Source organism: Psychrobacter sp. UBA3480 (assembly GCF_002377945.1).
Lineage (GTDB): Bacteria > Pseudomonadota > Gammaproteobacteria > Pseudomonadales > Moraxellaceae > Psychrobacter.
Genome location: NZ_DFQV01000009.1, coordinates 1 through 19,425, shown reverse-complemented (window position 1 = coordinate 19,425; position 19,425 = coordinate 1). Strand labels below are relative to the sequence as shown.

Here is a 19,425-nt window from a genome sequence, read left to right as displayed (position 1 = left end):
GCTATGCTATGGCATTGTCAAATTCCACCTATTTTGACCAGTATTAAACAAATTCATATTAAACAAATCAGTATCAACCAATTTCGAGCCGACTATGAGCAACGCCGTGACAGCAGACCAAACAGAAAACAATTATTATAACCCACAAGCGATAGAAGCCGCGCAGCAGACCAAATGGGCAACTGACAAGCGCTTTGAAGTAAGTAATGAGCCAAGCGACAAGCCAAGTCGTTACATGCTATCAATGTTCCCTTATCCAAGTGGCAAGCTGCATATGGGCCACGTACGTAACTATACGATTTCTGACGTATTGAGCCGTTATTATCGTCTCAAAGGCTATGAAGTCATGCAACCGATGGGCTGGGATGGTTTTGGCTTGCCAGCAGAAAACGCAGCGATTGCTAACCAGACGCCACCTGCGGCATGGACATTTGCCAATATTGACAGCATGCGTGCGCAGCTTAAATTACTAGGCCTGTCTATTGACTGGTCACGTGAGTTTGCCACTTGTAGCCCTGAGTATTATCAGTGGGAGCAGTGGTTATTTTTGCAATTGTACAAAAAAGGCCTAGTCTATAAGAAGCTGTCGACGGTCAACTGGGACCCTGTTGACAACACCGTGTTGGCAAATGAGCAAGTCATCGATGGCAAAGGCTGGCGTAGTGGTGCTGCAGTCGAAAAACGCGACATCCCAATGTATTACTTCAACATCACTGATTATGCCGATGAGCTATTAGATGATTTGGATCAGCTAGAAGGTCATTGGCCATCTGAAGTACTAACCATGCAGCGTAACTGGATTGGTCGTAGTGCTGGTATGGAAGTGCACTTCCCTTATGAGCTTGCTGGTGAAGAAAACACCTTAGATGTGTTCACTACTCGCCCTGATACCTTGATGGGTGTGACTTATGTCGCTGTTGCCGCAGAGCATCCACTTGCACAGTATGCTTCTGAGAATGATGACGCAATCGCTCAATTCTGTGCCCTTTGCAAAAAAGGCTCAGTCGCTGAAGCGGACTTGGCCAAAGCTGAAAAAATCGGTATGGATACAGGCCTCACTGTGACGCATCCTCTGACTGGTGAAGAAGTGCCAGTATGGGTTGCCAACTACGTATTGATGAGCTACGGCTCAGGCGCAGTCATGGCGGTACCTGCTCATGATGAGCGTGATTATGAGTTTGCGGTTAAGTACGACCTGCCGATCAAACAAGTCATCAATGTGCCTGACGGTTATTTTGACGAGCTAAAAGCAGATGCCAAAGCGAACGATAGTGAAGTCAATCTTGCTTATACTGAACGCAACACTTTGGTTAATTCAGGTGAGTTTGACGGTCTAGACTTTGAGCAAGCGTTTGAAGCAATGCTTGCCAAGCTTGAGCCAAAAGAGCTGGCTAAGAAAAAGATCCAGTATCGCCTACGTGATTGGGGTGTATCTCGCCAGCGCTATTGGGGTTGCCCTATCCCAATGATCAACTGTGAGCATTGTGGTACGGTACCTGTTGAAGAGCAAGACCTACCAGTTGTATTGCCAACCGACGTCGTACCTGATGGTCGCGGTAACCCACTTAAAAATATACCAGAATTTGTTAATACTACTTGTCCTAAATGTGGCAACCCTGCTGAGCGTGAGACCGATACCTTTGACACATTCGTAGAGTCAAGCTGGTACTATGCACGTTTTGCTAGCCCAAATGACGCACAAAACATGGTCAATAAATCTGCTGCTAACAAATGGTTGCCTGTTGATCAATACGTTGGCGGTGTCGAGCATGCGGTAATGCATCTATTGTATGCACGCTTCTTCCACAAGCTGATGCGCGATGAAAACTTAGTCACAGGCGACGAGCCATTTGCCAATCTAATGACCCAAGGTATGGTGCTTGCTGGTACGTTCTACCGCGTCAATGCGGATGGCAGTACGACTTACTATTTTGCAGAAGATATCGATATTGACTTCAACGAACGCGGTCAACCCATTAAAGCTATCTTGAAGTCAGACGGCCAGCCAGTGACGATTGGCAAAATCGAAAAAATGTCTAAGTCAAAAAACAACGGTGTCGATCCACAGCTAACCATTGACAAATATGGTGCTGATACGGTTCGTCTATATACGCTATTTACTGCGCCTGCGGATCAAACGCTTGAATGGTCAGATGACGCGCTAAAAGGCCCTTATAACTTTGTGAAAAAAGTATGGCGCATTGCAACCGATCATATGCAAGCGCTAACGGCCGCCAATATCAGCATTGATACGCTGAACAGTGCTACCTTGAACACAGACGGGTTGAGCAAAGAAGCCAAAAACTTACGCCGTAAAACGCACGAAACGATTGCTAAGATTGATAGTGATTTGGGTGATCGTCTGGCATTGAACACGCCAGTATCAAGCCTGATGGAACTTGCTAATGAGCTGACTGGCTTTAACGCGAGTAATGAGCAAGAGCTGCACGTCAAACACGAAGCGTTGACCAATCTGCTGATTATGCTGTCTGTCTATGCGCCGCACGTCGGTGAGCATTTGCTTGAGCAATTGGGTCTTGATACCTTAACTTTAGACTACCCAACCGTGGACGAAAGTGCGCTGGTACAGGACATGATCACGATGGTGGTACAGGTCAATGGTAAGATGCGTGGTAAGATGGATGTCGCACCAAACAGCGATCCTGAGCAGCTAAAAGAGCAAGCTCGCACTATGGAAAGCGTGGCAAAATTCATCACGGGCGAGATCAAAAAAGAAATCGTCGTTCCTAATAAATTGGTTAACATCGTGGTTGTAGGCTGAGGTATCTTGAGCTAAGTATTTTAGGCTTAGTGCTCTAAGCCTTCTTATCATATGAGGATAGCGTTTATGTCATACAAGCATCGAGCTGAGCAGGCGCAACCAGAATCAAGCGCACACAGCCTAGCTAACAAAAAGTCCCATGGCCAAAAGCTCGGAGCAGTCTTACTTGCCACGCTGCCAATGTTTGCAGTGGTAGGTGCAGCCGCTGCTCTTAGCGGCTGTGGTTTCCAGCTGCGTGGCTACGACTCAGCGATGCTGCTTGACGTCGAAAAAACAGCGGTCATCATCGAAGACAATCGCACCTCCTTCCCGCTGAAACTACCATTGACGCGTCGCCTAAAGACGTTAGGTGTCGATGTTATTAGTAATATGAGCTCAGAAGAAGTTGCCCGCAATAACCAACAAGCAGGGGCTGAGTCTATTGCCGCTATCGACATCCGTAATGTACGTTTTAAACGTTACGAATTGGTTGGCGTATTAACAGAGATTCGCTTGGTACTATCAGCAGATGTCAGCTATCAAACGATGGAAAATGGTAAGCCTGTAACACTAAGCAACCCCATTCAGGTCGAGCGAAGCTATCAGTACAACGAAGCCTCTGTTAGTACTGACGATCAGCAAGGCGATCAGACTCGCGATTGGCTCTATGATACTTTAGCTCGCCGTATCACTGACCAGTATGTTGCTATCTCGCTTCCTAAAGTCGCACCTGCTGCCAAACAATCTCTGCAAATGAATAAAGGTGTGACACCAACCGTTGTCGTCGTACCACAACCGTAATAGTTAGTCGTTCTGATTATCAAACGATACCATCCCTAGAAGTATGAGTAGCAAACTAAGCGAGTGTAAGTACTACCTTGAGTAGACTGGGCTAGCTTAATATTGTTAAGCATATTCTTGGAATTGGTATTACCTGCTCATCAACCTGTGTAACACCACGCTATGCAAGATACTTTCATAAAAGCCTATCCAAAACTACTGCAGCCTTCCGTTGCGGTAGCGGGCTTGTGGCTGGCGCACGGTGACGAGCCATTACTCAGTCAATGGTTGATAGATGCACTGCGTCCACACTGGCGCGCACAGAACTATGCAATCAAACGTATAGAGCTGATTTCTGTCAAGAGTTGGCAAGAAGTACTGTCAGAGCTTGGTAGTCAGTCTTTATTTGATGATGCCAGCGCCTTGATCGTGACAGGCAATCATAAACCTGATAAAGCAGTTATCGCTGAGTTGGAACGTTTTGCGGTCGAGGCACAAGCTGGCACACACGGCCATAGTGTGTTGTGGCTCACACCTAAGCAAGACAAACGCAGCCAGAGCAGCAAATGGTTTGCTCCTTTTGCGCAATATGGCAATGTCATTGATTGCAATTTATACAATGAGCAGCAGCGCCAACAGCTACTACAGATACAAGCTCAGAAGTTTGGCTTACGACTGTCTCAAGAAGCATGGCAACTACTCATGTCACACACTGAGCATCATTTGCTAAGTGCTTATCAAACCCTATGGCGACTGTCTTATCTGTTTGCACCGCAGCTAGTTGCTAATAACAGTACTAGTGAAGATAGTGCTACTGACAACAGTACCGAACAATCTAATAGCTTTTCACAACCTGTGAATAATGTGGCATTGGATATTGCAGACCTACAAGCAGCGTTGGTCAGCGATGCGCAGTTTAGTGTGTTTGATTTGTCTGATGCGATGCTTGCGGGCAATAGTACGCAGGTCGCCAAAATCATATTTCAGCTAAAGTCGACCGATGAGCCCACTACTTTAGTGCTCTGGGCTATTAGCAAAGACATGCGTCAAATCATTCAACTTATGGACGGTCAAGACCCTCAAGCATTAGGCATTTGGCGTAGTAAGCAAGGGTTGTACCAACAAGCCTGCCGTCGTCAGTCAAAACAACAAACGAGCGAATGGCCTGCCCTGCTTTACCGCTGTGACCAAGCTATCAAAGGTCTTATTCGTCAGCCAGCATGGGAATTATTATTGCAAGCGGCACTAGAGCTCGCAGGTAAGCGTTTATTTGCTATGCGCTAAGACTGAGCCACTTGTCACCACCTTTTATTGTTGCGCTTAGCCACGAGTTATCCATCTCTTCTCTTACTGATCTATACGTTTTTCTTATTGGTTTATACGTTTAAACGCTATAAATCCAGATTCTACTACCCTATCTTATTCTCCTATAATCTCCGTTTTATTGATTTTTAGTAAGCATTTCTTTTCTGTACCTGTCTCTATTATTGGCTACCTTAACCTTTCGTAAACTAATTTCCATTCCCTTTTGTAGGTGAAGTCTCTACTATATCTACACTTGATTTAATTGTGATTGGATTGTTGTCATGCGCAAAATAAGCAAAAAGTCTGCTATCAAATGGGGTGTTATTGCCTTAATTATCGTAGCATTAGGGGCTTTGGCCTATACTTTTTTAAAACCAGAAGAAGCCACACCTAACTATTTAACCGCAACAGTCGAAGTCGGTGATATTGAAAACAATGTCATGGCATCCGGTAAAGTAAAAGCGTTAAATACCGTCGATGTAGGGGCACAGGTGTCTGGTGAAGTAAAACGCCTGTATGTTGAAGTCGGTGACGAAGTTAAGCAAGGCGATTTGATTGCGCAGATTGATCAAGTGACTCAGAAGAACAGCCTGAGCAATGAACAAGCTAGTCTTGAACAAAGCGAAGCTGCGCTACAAAGTGCTCAAGCAGAATCGTTAAGCAAACAAGCCAGTCTAAAAAGTGCCTATGCTGATCTTGCCAGCCGTCAGTCTGAGCTCAAACAAGCACAGTCTGATTTTGCGCGTTTGCAAGACTTAGTCGCTATCGACGCTATCTCGCAGCAAGAATATGACACGCAAGCAACCAGTGTCGAGACCGCAAAAGCAGCGGTTGCCAATGCACGTGCAGCTATCGATACAGCAAAAGCAGCGATTGCGACCACCGAAGCCAATATCAACAGCCAACAAGCAGCATTACGCAAATCACGAACCAACGTCAGTACTGCTGAAGAAGATTTGAGCTATACCACGATTCGCGCCCCGATATCAGGTACTGTCGTTTCTATTACGACTGAGCAAGGCACTACGGTCAACGCCAACCAAACAGCGCCTACACTAGTAACGCTAGCAGATTTATCGACCGTACGTATCAACGCGCAAATCTCCGAAGCTGATGTCATTAACGTCAATGCTGGTATGCCCGCTTATTTTAATATCATCGGTAATCCAGACCAGCAGTATGATGCGACGTTGACTGCTATCGAGCCTGCTCCAGAGCAAATCAGTAGTACCAGCTCAACAGACGCTGCTATCTATTATGTCGGCTACGTAGAAGTGCCTAATCCTGACCGCTTATTCCGCATTGATATGACCGCGCAGATTTATATCATCGTTAACGAAGCCAAAAACGCCCTGTTAGTACCGTCAACAGTGATACAAGAAAAACGCTCTAAAGGTAAAGAAAAAAGCAAAGCGGCCACTGGCAAGTTTGTACGTGTATTAAAAGAGGATGGAACCGTAGAAGAGCGTACTGTAGAAGTCGGTATCGATAACCGAGTAAATGCGCAAATCTTAAGTGGTTTGAAAGAAGGAGAAGAAGTCATCATCAGTGAAGAAAGTGGTAAGAAATCAGGTAGCGGCCGTATCCCTGGTGGACCTCGAATGTAACTTGTTCTTTGACTATGTTGAATAAAAAGGGGCTTGTTGAACATAGCAGCCCTTTCATAACAACACTATAACGCTTATTAGCCTTTATTAAAGACACTGCTATGACTATATCTCAATCTCCTAAACCGTCGACTGAAGATAGCTCTGAAAGTAGCACGGCTCAAAACTTAGGGTCACACACTTCTGCTAACCCTTCAAACAGCTCAAACAACTTAGATAATTCAGATAACTTGAATAATTCAGCAAAAATCAATACCGTTAATCACCCTGCACCAGGCAAGCCCATTATGGAGTTGTCTGGCATTATCAGAGAGTTCCCTGCTGGTGAGCAAACGATTCGCGTTTTGCATGATATCAATCTAACTATCAATCAAGGTGAGATGGTCGCCATCATTGGACAGTCAGGCTCTGGTAAGTCCACCTTAATGAATATCTTAGGTTGTCTAGATCAAGCCACTGCTGGCGATTATAAGATCTATGGCCAATCCGCGCGTAAGCTTGATGCCGATCAGCTAGCAGAACTGCGCCGTGAGCATTTTGGTTTTATTTTTCAACGCTATCATTTGCTTGGTGATATCAGTGCCAAAGACAACGTCGCTGTCCCTGCCGTGTATGCTGGCATGGATACCGAAGCACGCACAAATCGTGCTGAGAAGTTACTAACGGATTTGGGGCTTGGTAATAAGGTCAATAACCGTCCCAATCAGCTCTCAGGTGGACAGCAGCAGCGCGTTTCTGTTGCTCGTGCACTGATGAATGGTGGTGACGTGATCTTGGCAGATGAGCCAACGGGTGCCCTAGACAGTAAGTCTGGCGAAGACGTCATGGCAATTTTGCATGACCTCAGTGCACAAGGTCATACCATTATCATGGTCACTCATGATCCAAAGCTAGCAGCGCAAGCGGAGCGTGTGATTGAGCTAAAAGACGGCTATGTCATCGCTGATTATCAAACTGAGCATTATAAGCACACCGACAAAAAACCAGAATCTATCCTTGGTGAACATCGAAAAAGCGCCTTTGGTAGCTTTATTGATCGACTGCTTGAAGCGTTTAAAATGTCTTTGCTTGCCATGCGCGCGCATAAAATGCGTACCCTACTGACTATGCTCGGCATTATCATCGGTATCGCTGCGGTTGTATCTATCGTAGGTCTTGGACAAGGCTCTCAGCAGCAAATCCTTGCCAATATTAGCTCGCTAGGTACTAATACCATCACCGTCAATGATGGCTACCCTAGAGGCGACCCTAGACGCCGCTATAACGATGACAACTTGACACCAGAAGACGCAGAGGCGGTCGGCAATCAGCCCTATATTATCAGCGTCAGCCCTCAAGTAAATGCTAACTCTAGCGTGCGCTATCGTAGTATACAAGAGGATGCTACCGTCAACGGCGTTGGCGAAGACTATCTAACCGTCACTGGTGAGACGTTGGCATTGGGCCAAGGGTTTGATGCGAAAAGCGTTACATTACGTAGTCAAGATATCATCATCGATGACAATGCTAAGCAGACCTTTTTCTCAGATATTGATAACCCTGTTGGCGAAGTGATATTGGTTGGTAGTGTGCCTGGACGCGTGATTGGCGTCCTCGAAGAGAGCGATGGTGGCTTTGGACCCAGTGTGACGACGCCTACTATCTATATGCCTTATACAACGGTGATGTCGCGTGTCACGGGTAGTACCAATATCGATCGCTTTGTAGCGTTATTAGACGATAGTATCTCTTCTAGCGCCGCAGAGACGGCCATCTCTGACTTGATAGAGAGTCGCCATGGCAAAGATGACTTTGAGTTGCGCAATTCAGACTCTATTCGTCAAACGATCGAGTCGACGACAGGCACGATGACCCTGCTTATCTCATCAGTCGCGGTTATTTCATTGATCGTCGGCGGTATTGGGGTGATGAACATCATGCTGGTCTCTGTCACCGAACGAACTAATGAGATTGGTGTACGAATGGCAGTAGGTGCACGTCAGAGCGATATCATGCAGCAGTTCCTCATTGAGGCCGTTCTGGTCTGTATTTTAGGGGGACTGATTGGTATTGGACTGGCATTTGCCATTGGCGAGCTGATCAATAGTGTGGGCGGTGATAATTTCAAAGTTATCTATTCATCAACCTCTATTATTGCTGCTTTTGTTTGTTCGACGTTAATTGGTGTAGTATTTGGATTCTTGCCAGCACGTAATGCTGCCAAATTAGATCCTGTTGAAGCACTTTCTCGAGACTAATAATCGATTATTGACTCGCTTTAGCCAAAAATAGAGCAGTCAATATCGATATAATGACGAAAATTTAAATAAACTGGAATAAATTGGCAATTTTATAAGAGAATTACACTTTTTTTATCATGTGGGGTTGTAATTGTCATAATTATATATATAATGTGCTCTCACGTTTAGGGATACAAACACTTTAAACGTTAGGGCTGTTAGCTCAGTTGGTAGAGCAGTTGACTTTTAATCAATTGGTCCCGCGTTCGAGTCGCGGACAGCCCACCATATTTAGTTTAATCTTTATTAATCGTTCTGCCCTATCCGGTAGTAGACTAATAAAGATAAGTTTAAAAGACATCGTTAAGATGTTTAGTTTTAAAAAGTTCTTTAGTTAGAATTTTCTCTTGCAGAGTTAAAAAGCATTGCTTTTTTATATACTCTTCAGGGCTGTTAGCTCAGTTGGTAGAGCAGTTGACTTTTAATCAATTGGTCCCGCGTTCGAGTCGCGGACAGCCCACCATATTTAGAAAGCCCAGTTACTATCTTAGTAACTGGGCTTTTTTTCGTCTGGGCTTTTTAAACGTTGTTTTTTAGCTATTAGTTTCTTAACTTTTATATACCTCTATTTATTATGCTTGCGTTTAAACAGTCGAAAGTTATCTCTCTTGCGCCATAGTAGTTTATGTCTGATCGTATCCTTGATGGTACGTGGATGCTTGGGCGCATGAGCGATAAACTCATCAAACTCTGCCTCACTCATCGCTAGCTCTCGTCCATGTGCCATCATCACCATTGACGGTTGCAATGCCCTGATTTTTTTTAACGATTGGACATAAGCTTTAGGGTAATAGACAGGAAATGGCGCTACAAACTTGTGGCGCAACTTAATGATTAAATCAGCGGTGTATACTTCACGACTAGGCAGATGAAACAATGATAAATCACGATCCGTATGACCTGGCGTCTCTAATACTTGCCACTCATCGAACTTTGGCACAAGCTCACCATCTGTGACGGTGATATCCGGTTTCAGACTTGCCGAGTAATATAGGTTTTTAAATGTTTTACCTTGACGTCTGGCCACATAATATCCTAGATGTATATCTACGAAGTGCATCGTGTGCCCGCCAATACCGCTATACCACTGCTTTTTTTCATCCGCTGAGACAATCAGACAGCCAGTCTTTTCTCGAAATTTATTCGCACCGCCTGCATGATCCGGATGCATATGCGTGACCACTACTACTTTTAGGTCGGTGATGGGTCGTTTTAACGTTGTCTTAATATAGTCGAGCACCATCGGTACATCAGCACGGCAGCAACCATCTAACAGCATTATTTTATCTGGATATACTGCCAGATAACTACTTTGAATATATCCTTCTAAACGTACAATTTCACATAGACTCATTGGTGTTCCCTACCTCATTCGTCATTATTATTGTGAGGCTTTTGTTCAGTTTTATAGCCAATCTTTAGTATAGCGCCCGTCACGATAAATAAAACGACTTTGAGTGAACGCTTGTGACTATATACAAGAGTAATGCGACATACAGAGACGATGCGGCTAATAACTAACCATAGACAACTCACTATTAATAACCGCATGTACGGTTCTATCCATGCCATGACAATTCTTACTTTATTAGCAAAAAGCAAAAACCCAGCACTTAGGCTGGGTTTAAGGAAATATTTAGTATCTTATTTATCATTTTAGATAATTCGTAAATTACCTACTTATCGACTATGCAAGATCACGAACCTTTGGCTCACGTTCCCATAGACGAGACTTAGCATTACTGATAAAGGCATCTAGCTCAGCCAATGGCGTCACAAACTCATCTTTTTCAACTGGTAGTTTACTTAAGATAAATTCATCAGTCGCACCGCAATATGCGATGGCTTTGCAATGATTGTACGCATCGTTGAACCAATCTAATGCTGAGCTGTCTTTTGCGAGCTTTTTAGCTTGGTCAGGCATGATGATACTAACGACGGCATCAAACATCACTGACGGACCACCAGCGAGGCGCTCATCAGCTTGTATGCGTGTACCATCATCCAATACGACTTCTTTGTTAGGCGCTACGATTTTAACACTAGCACCTTGCGCTTTGGCAGCATCTTCGAATTTTTTGACTTCACTGCTATTAGAACCTTCTGCAACTAAGATACCAATCATACGGCCTTTTAGGCTATCAGGCGTTAGGCCAATCGTTTGTACCGCTTTAGAGGTTCCCAAGTCTTGAACAGGTGCAGCTGCATCAGCTGGCTCTGGTAGCTCCATACCCAATGCCGTTGCTACGCGATTGGCCAAGTCTTCATCGATATGAATCAAATGGCTAAGCATACGCTTACGTACATGGGCTGTATCTACTTTACCTAGCTCAAATGCATAAGCAGTTGCTATATGGGCTTGCTCAGTTGCTGTCTGACTACGATAGAACATACGTGGCTGGCTATAATGATCTGCAAAGCTCTCGTCACGTACGCGACCTTTTACGCCATCATCTAGTTGCTCATGGAATGAGTTGAAACCACGTTTAGCGCTTTCACGAGGACGAGTTGGATCTAAGCTTTGTGGCTCATAAAGTACACGTGTCTTAGGCACTTGCATTTGCATATGACCATCTTGCTGATTGTTAGCAAACGGACATTTCGGTGCATTGATAGGAATCTGGGCAAAGTTTGGCGAGCCTAAACGTGATAGCTGCGTGTCCAAGTAACTGAACAAACGACCTTGTAATAATGGGTCATTACTAAAATCAACACCCGGTGGCAGATGCGATGGGCAGAATGCTACCTGCTCAGTCTCTGCAAAGAAATTATCTGGATAGCGGTTCAATACCATCTTACCCACGACTTTTACTGGTACCAATTCTTCTGGAATCAGTTTGGTTGCATCAAGATGGTCAAATGGGAACTCATTGGCATCTTCTTCGGTAAATAACTGTACGCCAAATTCCCACTCAGGATAGTCACCGTTGTTGATTGACTCAAACAAATCACGGCGATGATAGTCAGGATCAGCACCTGAGATTTTCACTGCCTCATCCCATGTGGTTGACTGTACGCCCAATACTGGCTTCCAATGGAAACGTACAAAGGTACTCTTACCGTCTTTATTGATTAAGCGATAGCTATGAATACCAAAGCCTTCCATCATACGTAGGCTACGTGGTAGACCGCGATCACTCATTAGCCAAATTAGATTGTGCATGGTTTCAGGGCTTAGTGAGACAAAATCCCAAAACGTATCATGAGCAGATGCCGCTTGCGGGAAACCGCGATCTGGTTCTGGTTTTACCGCATGAATCAAATCTGGAAACTTCATCGCATCTTGGATAAAGAAGATTGGCATGTTGTTACCAACGATGTCCCAGTTACCTTCTTCTGTATACATTTTCACAGCAAAACCGCGTACATCACGTGGCGTATCTTTTGAGCCTTTGTTACCCGCTACCGTTGAGAAACGCGTAAATAGTGGCGTTTGCTTACCTGTTTCGGTCAATACTTTGGCAGTCGTATATTCTTCTAGTGACTCTGTCAGCTCAAAATAACCGTGTGCTGCGCTACCACGAGCATGGACGATACGCTCAGGAATACGCTCATGGTCAAAATGATTGATTTTTTCACGTAATACAAAATCCTCTAACAACGTAGGCCCACGTGAACCTGCCTTTAGAGAGTTTTGGTTATCAGCGATAGCCACACCTTGCTGCGTGGTTAATACTTTGGTGTCGTCGCCTGCGCGCTGATGGGTTTCACCACCATTGCCACGTTCCGTATTCATGTTTTTGGCGGGGTCCGTATGATCGATATTATTATTCATAAAAAGTCCTAGCTAATAGATTGAGAATGCTCTTTTAAATCATTAAAAGAGTGCCTACACAGGTTTGATATCCTTTGAGGTAGTGGTGACTTCATCTGTCATTTATTTGTCTGTGTTTTCAGCATTGCCGAGCGTTAAATTGATGCCGCACTAAAATTCGTAAAGGAATAATAGGCTTAGGAGTTATACTACCCAAAAAATAAGTCAAATATAGTTGCGTATATGGTAAACCTTGTTGATGTTTGGTTAAGGTCTATAGACGCTATAAACCAGCTACTTTAGATAGTTTTAAAGGTGCATAAACGTTAACAATAGAATCTTGTAATGTAGTTATTCTTTAAGGTATGCTTTTTATGCAGTACTAGAGACTATTGATAAATAAATTGGCAGGGTTTTAGCCTTATATTTATCTTTTTTATATCATTGGATTCAGATAATTTCGATACAAGAGAACCGAGCGCAAACTATACATTAGTATGGTTAGCGAAAATGACGATGTAGCGGGTTTATAGGAATTTGACGATGCGACTATTTTTTATATAACTATAAGGCTACCTACCATGTTACCAACTCTAAGCTCCCCAACTAAAAAACCTTATCACTCATTGCTAGTAGGCGCATCAATGGGTCTAATGGCATTAACGTTCAGTCAAACAGCTGCTGCTATCACGACCAAAAACGTGACCTATACGGTCGATGATAAAGCGTACGAAGGCTATTACGCCAAGGCGGACAAAGCTAACGCACCTTTTATCTTATTGATTCATGATTGGGATGGTCTAACTGACTATGAGCGCAAACGTGCTGATATGTTAGCAGCTGAAGGCTACAACGTATTGGCGGCCGATATGTTTGGACAAGGCATTCGCCCCACTTCTATCGAAGAAAACAAACGCCTAACTGGCGAGCTATATGATGATCGTAATAAAATGCGTCGCATATTGGCAGGGGCATTAACAGCAGGACAACTACAAGGCAATGATGTGCGCAAAGGCACGACTATGGGCTATTGTTTTGGCGGTACGGTAGCATTAGAGCTAGCACGCTCAGGCTTTGAGCAAAAAGCCTTTGTACCTTTCCACGGTGCATTCGATATTCCAACCGGTCAAAGTTATGACAAAACTACGGGAGAAATCCTAGTATTCCACGGCTCTGCTGACCAATCTGTCTCGCTAGAGAGCTTTGCCACTTTGGGTAAAACATTAGAAGCAGCCAAAGTCCCTCATGAGATGGTTACCTATAGCGGCGCGCCACATGCCTTTAGCGTATTTGGCAGCGATAGATATGACGCCCGCGCCGATGAGCGCTCTTGGAAACGCTACTTGGATTTTTTAGCAGAAGAATATAAATAACCTAGCAGCACAAGTTGAATAAGTAATAATATAAGCAAGCCCAAACAAAAAGACACCTTAATAAGATCTAATAATGATCCATCAAGGTGTCTTTTTATTTATTTAGTTTTTGCTGACGCTTTAAAAAATTAGCGCTTCTGAAATACCAATAGTTGATTATTAGCAGGCATCGCATACGTTTTAGAAAGTTGTAGATAATGAGCGTTTGCTAGACTGACGATGTCTTCCTTATCGCGAATGCCGCTGTCAGGATTGCCTGCTCTCAACATCGCATCAAATCGCTGATTCCCCTCACTGGTATATTTGCCATGCTCATTAAATGGGCCATAGACAATCAACTTACTGTCCACAGGTAACGCATCACCAGCCAATGCAATTAATCGCTCGACCAAAGCCCAGCTAATAATATGCAAGGTATTGGCGGTAAATATCACATCATAAGGTTTGACCATATCACTGCTATTTAAATGACTACTAACAGGTACTGAGTCTTGTGCCAAATCAAACGTTAATGGCGAATATAAATTAGGTGCAGGATAAGCAGTATGCCAAGCAATGATATGGCGATGGTTACCAGTGACATCGCTGGTTTGCCACCGTATCTCAGGCAGATTAGGTGCAAAGTAAACACTATGCTGCCCCGTTCCAGAGCCAATTTCTAATACATGATTAAAGCCTTGTAGCTCCGTTTGAAGAACTTCTAGAATAGGCTGTTTATTATTTTCACACGCTTGAGAAAACGGCAACGTAGAAATATCTGCTTTATTATTTGGATTATCACTATCCAGATTATCGTCATGCATCACTATACTCCCAGACCGTTTGTTATGCTAAGCGTTGGTAGCAGTAGATTAACAAGCACTGTCTAATACTGCCCTAGTGACTACCAAACAACTCACTACTCACAACTCACAACTAATAAATACCTGCCTCTACCCCAGCAGCCAACGTCATAGCAAGCTCTTCTACTTGCTCAGCAAAGCTATCTTGCCAATCACCTTGTAGTATCAGTGCCTCTTGAATCCATGACCAACGTAACCCCGTTGTAATCGTTTTGAGCGCAAGCTTGGTACCTGTACCATCATGCCCTGCGCGTATATATACCGCAAATGGCATGCCTTGCTTCTCTTCTAATACAGGATAGTAGCAACGATCAAAAAAGTCCTTAGTCAGCCCTGCCATATACGCCAGATTTTCAGTCGTGCCTAACAGCAACGCATCAGCAGCCAATACATCCTCAGGCCGCGTATCCTGCGGTGATTTCAAAATGACAGTGATATCTATATCAGGATGATTGGCACCCTCGAAAGCCGCCTGTGCCAATTTCTGCGTATTGGGCGATGGCGCATGAGCGACGATGAGTAAAGTCTTAGTGGTCATATTAGGCATCTGTGCCGTTGTTAAACACTAAGTTTTGAGTAATGGCAGGATCCAAGCTATTGCCTACTGGGCAGGTCAACGCAGTTTTATAAAATCGTTTTAAGGTGCTCTCATCCAATGCTTTTGAAAAATTAACTATTACATGTATCTCACTTACCCGCCTTGGTTTGGCAGCCATGACCTTGGTGACTTCTGCGGAAGTACCTGAGATATCGATATCCATCGCTTCGGCTTTGATACCAATAATCGTTAAAATACAACTGCCCAAACTGGTCGCTAGCAAGTCAGTCGGAGAAAACGCTTCGCCCTTACCGTGGTTGTCCGTCGGTGCATCAGTGATGATTTGATTATTCGACTGTAAATGGATAGCTTGGGTACGTAAATTGCCTTGATAGGTTACTTTTGAGGTGGTCATGGGGTTCTCTTTTGTGTGTGTCGTTAAACTACTGGGCTTTAAAAACTCTTAAGTAGCTAATTCATAGAGAATTAAAATTTTAGTATTATCAGTCAATAATATGGGAATTTAAGTTCACATATTCTCATATATAGAACCTATATATTATATTAGTCAAGTGAGGGAAGGTCTTTATCACATCTCTGCGCATTAGATTGAGCTAGTACTCTTCCTACAGAAGTAACCTGTATACCTAAGTCTAAGTTATTCCACCATTTCTTGAGAATATTCAAACTGGCTCTTTCATCCCATTTTTCCATAAATATACGAATATTTTCACTCTTAATATTTGAATCTTGTGAATAAAGATCATATATCCTATTGATAGCTTCTTTCTGTCCTTCTGTTAAGGCTACAGAATTAGGAATAAAAACTCCTTGATGAAAAAACTGCTGTGTAAAGGTAAGAGATTCAATTTGCCGCCTATTTGAAATAGGTAGCCTTACAAATTCAGAGTTTAGAGCATGATCAACTAAAATATTTTGAGGTAATTTATTATCTTTTATAATATCTATTGCTCTAGCAAAATCTTCAGAATTTTTTCTTATGCCTACATCGACGTAGCCATATAGCTCTTTAGAATAATACTCATCTAACTTTATTAAGCCACCAAACGAATTTAAACGTACTGCATCTAATATATCTAAGTGATCTAGCCAATCTCTACCTGTAGGCAATTTTCCGTAAAAAATATTTCCAAACAATTTATCTAACGTATCTAACCCTTTATATATCTCTCCTGATGCTGGAAAGAAGTGATTTACAGCATGAAAAGCGGTTAGACCAAGTAAAGCATCGTCAGAAATTTCATCTACGATTTCAACAGCACGATTGACTCCTGCTCTTACAATACGATTTTCACCTTTCGCAAACCTATGAACCAATAGTTCTGAAAGAAGATCGTAGTCGGCAGGTCTTTCTGTAGATGCAGCTGTTTTTTGAGCTTCTGAAAGTAGGATTTGAAAGCTAGGATCAGCAAATGCCTCAAAAGCACCGTCCATCTTTTCCATTTTTGGTAACAAAATACTTTCAAACTCACTTACCCTTGAATTTGCAATCTTTAAGGCCTCTTGCGCAAACTCTTCTTTCAGTTTCAAACTCATTTCTTGATATACTTCACGGGCACGTTTTTCATCTATGCCAGAAATGACCGTTATATTTTGAGCTTGATAATTAGTAGAACTATCGCCTCCTTCTTGAGTTTGTCTACTCATCATCATTTTTGTTCCTTATATTTAAACTTCCCCCGACCTGTATATTAGTTGAGCTATCGCCACTTTTCTGAACTTGCTTGTTTTTTTTATTGGATACAAACAATCCTAACAACGCAAGAGGTACAGCAACCAGCACTCCACCAAAAAGCCATTCTTTATTTTCTATAATCCAATCCATAGGTAAATCCCTAATAGTTCAAGACAATATCTTACTAGATAATAGTGTTATTAAACGACAAAAACTCTACTCAAATATAGTTTATTAAGATTTTATTTATTTAATCATTCCTAACCATTGCCTCACCTTCTAAAACAAACAACTGATTAATAAGCATAAACTCTCGGATATCCTCGTTTAAATTGTGACGGGGTTCTTGATGTGCTCGATTGTTGCGATAAGCCATAAATACACTAGCAAACAAGGATGCCCTTCCTTTAGATTCGCCTGAATCTAGGTTTCCCCAATACAAAATTGAATCATCACCTTGAAAAGCTTTTGCAAACAGCTTAGTACTACTTTCATTATCTAAGCCAGTTCGCTCTCTGACGATAGATTCCAGCTTTCGGTATGCACTTATAATTGCATTGTCTGGATTCTTATCAAAATCCAATGCTAGCTCGATCAAGCGTGGGTCAAGCAATGCCATAGGAATAGTAAGCGGAAACTCACTAAAGATACTACCTACACGTTCCTTATAGAGATAAGCAGAATCATGCCATCTAGAAGGACGCACTGACCTAATACTATTGATATAGTCTAAATCTTTCACGGTTAAACTTGAATTGGATATACGTTCAAAAATCGATTTTGAAATGATGTACTCATTAATATTGTCTGTATAGTTACGTAATAGGTTTAAGACAAATGCGTATCCTTTTGGTGCCTCTCCATTATAGCCAGAGGCAAAACCACCTTTAACAATGACCTGAGTATCGTATCTGAGGGTTAACAGTAGCGCATGAGTATTTGAACAAGTTTCTTCAAAGGTTAGTATTTTCACGTCATTTACGTCTTCACCAGCATGTATAAGCTGTATAACTGCCTCTTTACAGATTTGTGTGACACCGCTGTCGCCTAAATATTGAATACCTGCAAGTTTAGCTCTCACTTTTTTTCCTTACCTTAATTTCTGAGTACTGCTAAAGACAGCAAAGCAGCATTACATTTATGCTTTACCTATAAATAAAATCAGATAGCAAAAACCCAGACCTAGAATATTGGTCGTAACGGGATTAAATGCACCTATCAAATACATTGGACTTGCTACAGCTACAAAGAGTAATAGCAAGAGTAGAATAGCCGCGGCTATATACACAGGAGTGTTAAACTTATTGAGAAATATGATTGCACAACCTAAAACTATCTCACCAATACCCGCTAATGGTGAGGCTATCTTAGCAGGTACACCAAGACCACTAATCGAGACCAAGTGTACTTCGACTGCACTCAACCATAATATCTTGGGCACCAAGCCGTGATAAATAAATAAAAACCCTAATAGAACTCTGCTAATGAACGAGACATGAGCAAGCTTATCTTTTTGCATTTAAAAAACGTGCCTCATTCTCTGGCAATGGTAGAGCACAGTAGTCATATTTACCAAACAGACGATAACGATTCAATGCGATACGGTCATACATCCAATCTCGTATAGGTGTTGGAATAATCTTAAAAATACAAACCCATTTCCATGGATAACCTAATTTTGACATTACTTGAAAAAAAGCATTACTTTTTTGGAAGGACTGGTTACCTTCTACATAGAGCATGGTTTCATAAGCGTCAGTAGGTAGCCCAAAATAAAGCAGTATTTCTTGGCCCTCTTCTGATTGCACACTGCACAATTTGAAGGTCTGCTTGCTATCATACTTAAGGATAAAATTACTCCATACGTTACATAGCTTACAAACGCCATCGAAGAGAATGACTTTATCTGAGACACCAACATTGGGAGGGAGTTTATCAGTACTCATTTTTTACTCTTTCAAATAACCACTTATTGTTGAGTAAATTTAACACTAATATGGATAAGCAACAATCTAAATATAGAAGTAGAGTACAGTCTGATAATTTCTAATAATAGATAGCTAAAATTGGATCAATAAAAAAATCAGAAAACAAGAGATGTAATAATGCGAAATATAGATAGGGAAAGTGATTGAGTAGCATTAGCTAATAGAATTAATGTATTAAAGATAAAAAAGATAGACAAAGAAAAGCCCCCTTAGCAATTAAGCTAAGGGGGATATTCAGAATAGAGAGCTGACGATGACCTACTCTCACATGGGCGAACCACACTACCATTGGCGCTACGATGTTTCACTTCTGAGTTCGGGAAGGGATCAGGTGGGGCCATCGCGCTATTGTCGTCAGCAAAGGGGGTTAGATATGAGTCTGTTGTTGTTTTTATTGTTTGACTATAAATGTTTAGTTTATGGTCGATCAACTTGTAACCTAACTGAATCAAGGTTAAAGGTGATATCGAAATATTCTTTCTTTATTCTATAGCCTGAGCTA

Annotated in this window: 16 protein-coding genes, 2 tRNA genes and 1 rRNA gene; 8 read left to right on the top strand and 11 right to left on the bottom strand. The window is 42.5% G+C overall.

The features are described from left to right. The first annotated feature begins 94 nt into the window (after positions 1–94). From leuS to B2863_RS02770, 7 genes are all read left to right on the top strand, one after another. Positions 95–2,782 carry a leucine--tRNA ligase gene (gene leuS, locus B2863_RS02800; RefSeq protein WP_296207365.1) on the top strand — a complete coding sequence of 896 codons (2,688 nt, stop codon included), beginning with the start codon at positions 95–97 and terminating at the stop codon, positions 2,780–2,782. A gap of 66 nt (positions 2,783–2,848) precedes the next feature. Beyond that, positions 2,849–3,562, top strand: a complete 714-nt coding sequence (locus tag B2863_RS02795; RefSeq protein ID WP_296207362.1) for a hypothetical protein — start codon at positions 2,849–2,851, stop codon at positions 3,560–3,562. A 162-nt stretch (positions 3,563–3,724) separates the two neighbouring features. Further along, positions 3,725–4,825, top strand: a complete 1,101-nt coding sequence (holA, locus tag B2863_RS02790) for a DNA polymerase III subunit delta (protein WP_296207361.1) — start codon at positions 3,725–3,727, stop codon at positions 4,823–4,825. Positions 4,826–5,127: 302 nt separating this feature from the next. After that, entirely contained in the window at positions 5,128–6,453 is a 1,326-nt protein-coding gene (locus tag B2863_RS02785; protein WP_296207359.1) for an efflux RND transporter periplasmic adaptor subunit, read from the top strand. Positions 6,454–6,740: 287 nt separating this feature from the next. Beyond that, entirely contained in the window at positions 6,741–8,690 is a 1,950-nt protein-coding gene (locus B2863_RS02780; RefSeq protein WP_198327634.1) for a MacB family efflux pump subunit, read from the top strand. Between the two features lie 194 nt (positions 8,691–8,884). Continuing rightward, positions 8,885–8,960 (top strand) — tRNA-Lys (locus B2863_RS02775). Between the two features lie 159 nt (positions 8,961–9,119). After that, positions 9,120–9,195: transfer RNA gene (locus tag B2863_RS02770), tRNA-Lys, on the top strand. A gap of 102 nt (positions 9,196–9,297) precedes the next feature. On the opposite strand, the gene B2863_RS02765 is transcribed toward B2863_RS02770, so the two are convergent. Together B2863_RS02765 and B2863_RS02760 are read right to left on the bottom strand one after the other, a co-directional pair. Continuing rightward, a complete protein-coding gene (locus B2863_RS02765) occupies positions 9,298–10,086 on the bottom strand; it encodes an MBL fold metallo-hydrolase (RefSeq protein ID WP_296207357.1) in 789 nt (262 codons plus the stop codon). Between the two features lie 333 nt (positions 10,087–10,419). Continuing rightward, complete coding sequence (locus B2863_RS02760; protein WP_296207355.1) at positions 10,420–12,507, bottom strand: catalase; 2,088 nt, start codon at positions 12,505–12,507, stop codon at positions 10,420–10,422. A gap of 560 nt (positions 12,508–13,067) precedes the next feature. On the opposite strand from B2863_RS02760, the gene B2863_RS02755 reads away from it, so the two are divergent. Next, positions 13,068–13,859: a dienelactone hydrolase family protein gene (locus B2863_RS02755; RefSeq protein WP_296207353.1), complete on the top strand. Its 792-nt coding sequence runs from the start codon at positions 13,068–13,070 to the stop codon at positions 13,857–13,859. A 128-nt stretch (positions 13,860–13,987) separates the two neighbouring features. On the opposite strand, the gene B2863_RS02750 is transcribed toward B2863_RS02755, so the two are convergent. From B2863_RS02750 to rrf, 9 genes are all read right to left on the bottom strand, one after another. Further along, a complete protein-coding gene (locus tag B2863_RS02750) occupies positions 13,988–14,662 on the bottom strand; it encodes a DUF938 domain-containing protein (protein ID WP_296207352.1) in 675 nt (224 codons plus the stop codon). A 112-nt stretch (positions 14,663–14,774) separates the two neighbouring features. Beyond that, positions 14,775–15,239 (bottom strand): flavodoxin family protein, encoded by a 465-nt coding sequence (locus B2863_RS02745; RefSeq protein WP_296207351.1) that lies wholly within the window; start codon positions 15,237–15,239, stop codon positions 14,775–14,777. Position 15,240: 1 nt separating this feature from the next. Continuing rightward, positions 15,241–15,654 (bottom strand): OsmC family protein, encoded by a 414-nt coding sequence (locus tag B2863_RS02740; protein ID WP_296207350.1) that lies wholly within the window; start codon positions 15,652–15,654, stop codon positions 15,241–15,243. Positions 15,655–15,803: 149 nt separating this feature from the next. Beyond that, positions 15,804–16,913, bottom strand: a complete 1,110-nt coding sequence (locus B2863_RS02735) for an LPO_1073/Vpar_1526 family protein (RefSeq protein ID WP_296207348.1) — start codon at positions 16,911–16,913, stop codon at positions 15,804–15,806. Further along, a complete protein-coding gene (locus tag B2863_RS02730) occupies positions 16,900–17,085 on the bottom strand; it encodes a hypothetical protein (protein ID WP_296207345.1) in 186 nt (61 codons plus the stop codon). The genes B2863_RS02735 and B2863_RS02730 overlap by 14 nt, the downstream gene beginning before the upstream one ends. A gap of 100 nt (positions 17,086–17,185) precedes the next feature. Next, entirely contained in the window at positions 17,186–18,016 is an 831-nt protein-coding gene (locus tag B2863_RS02725; RefSeq protein ID WP_296207344.1) for a TIGR02391 family protein, read from the bottom strand. Positions 18,017–18,073: 57 nt separating this feature from the next. Beyond that, on the bottom strand, positions 18,074–18,454 hold the full coding sequence (locus B2863_RS02720; RefSeq protein WP_296207342.1) for a DoxX-like family protein: 381 nt from the start codon (positions 18,452–18,454) through the stop codon (positions 18,074–18,076). Beyond that, the gene (locus tag B2863_RS02715) at positions 18,441–18,881 is read right to left on the bottom strand and encodes a thiol-disulfide oxidoreductase DCC family protein (protein WP_296207340.1); all 441 of its coding nucleotides are present in this window, start codon (positions 18,879–18,881) and stop codon (positions 18,441–18,443) included. The genes B2863_RS02720 and B2863_RS02715 overlap by 14 nt, the downstream gene beginning before the upstream one ends. A gap of 287 nt (positions 18,882–19,168) precedes the next feature. Continuing rightward, positions 19,169–19,282: ribosomal RNA gene (gene rrf, locus B2863_RS02710) — 5S ribosomal RNA — on the bottom strand. Between the last annotated feature and the right edge of the window lie 143 nt (positions 19,283–19,425).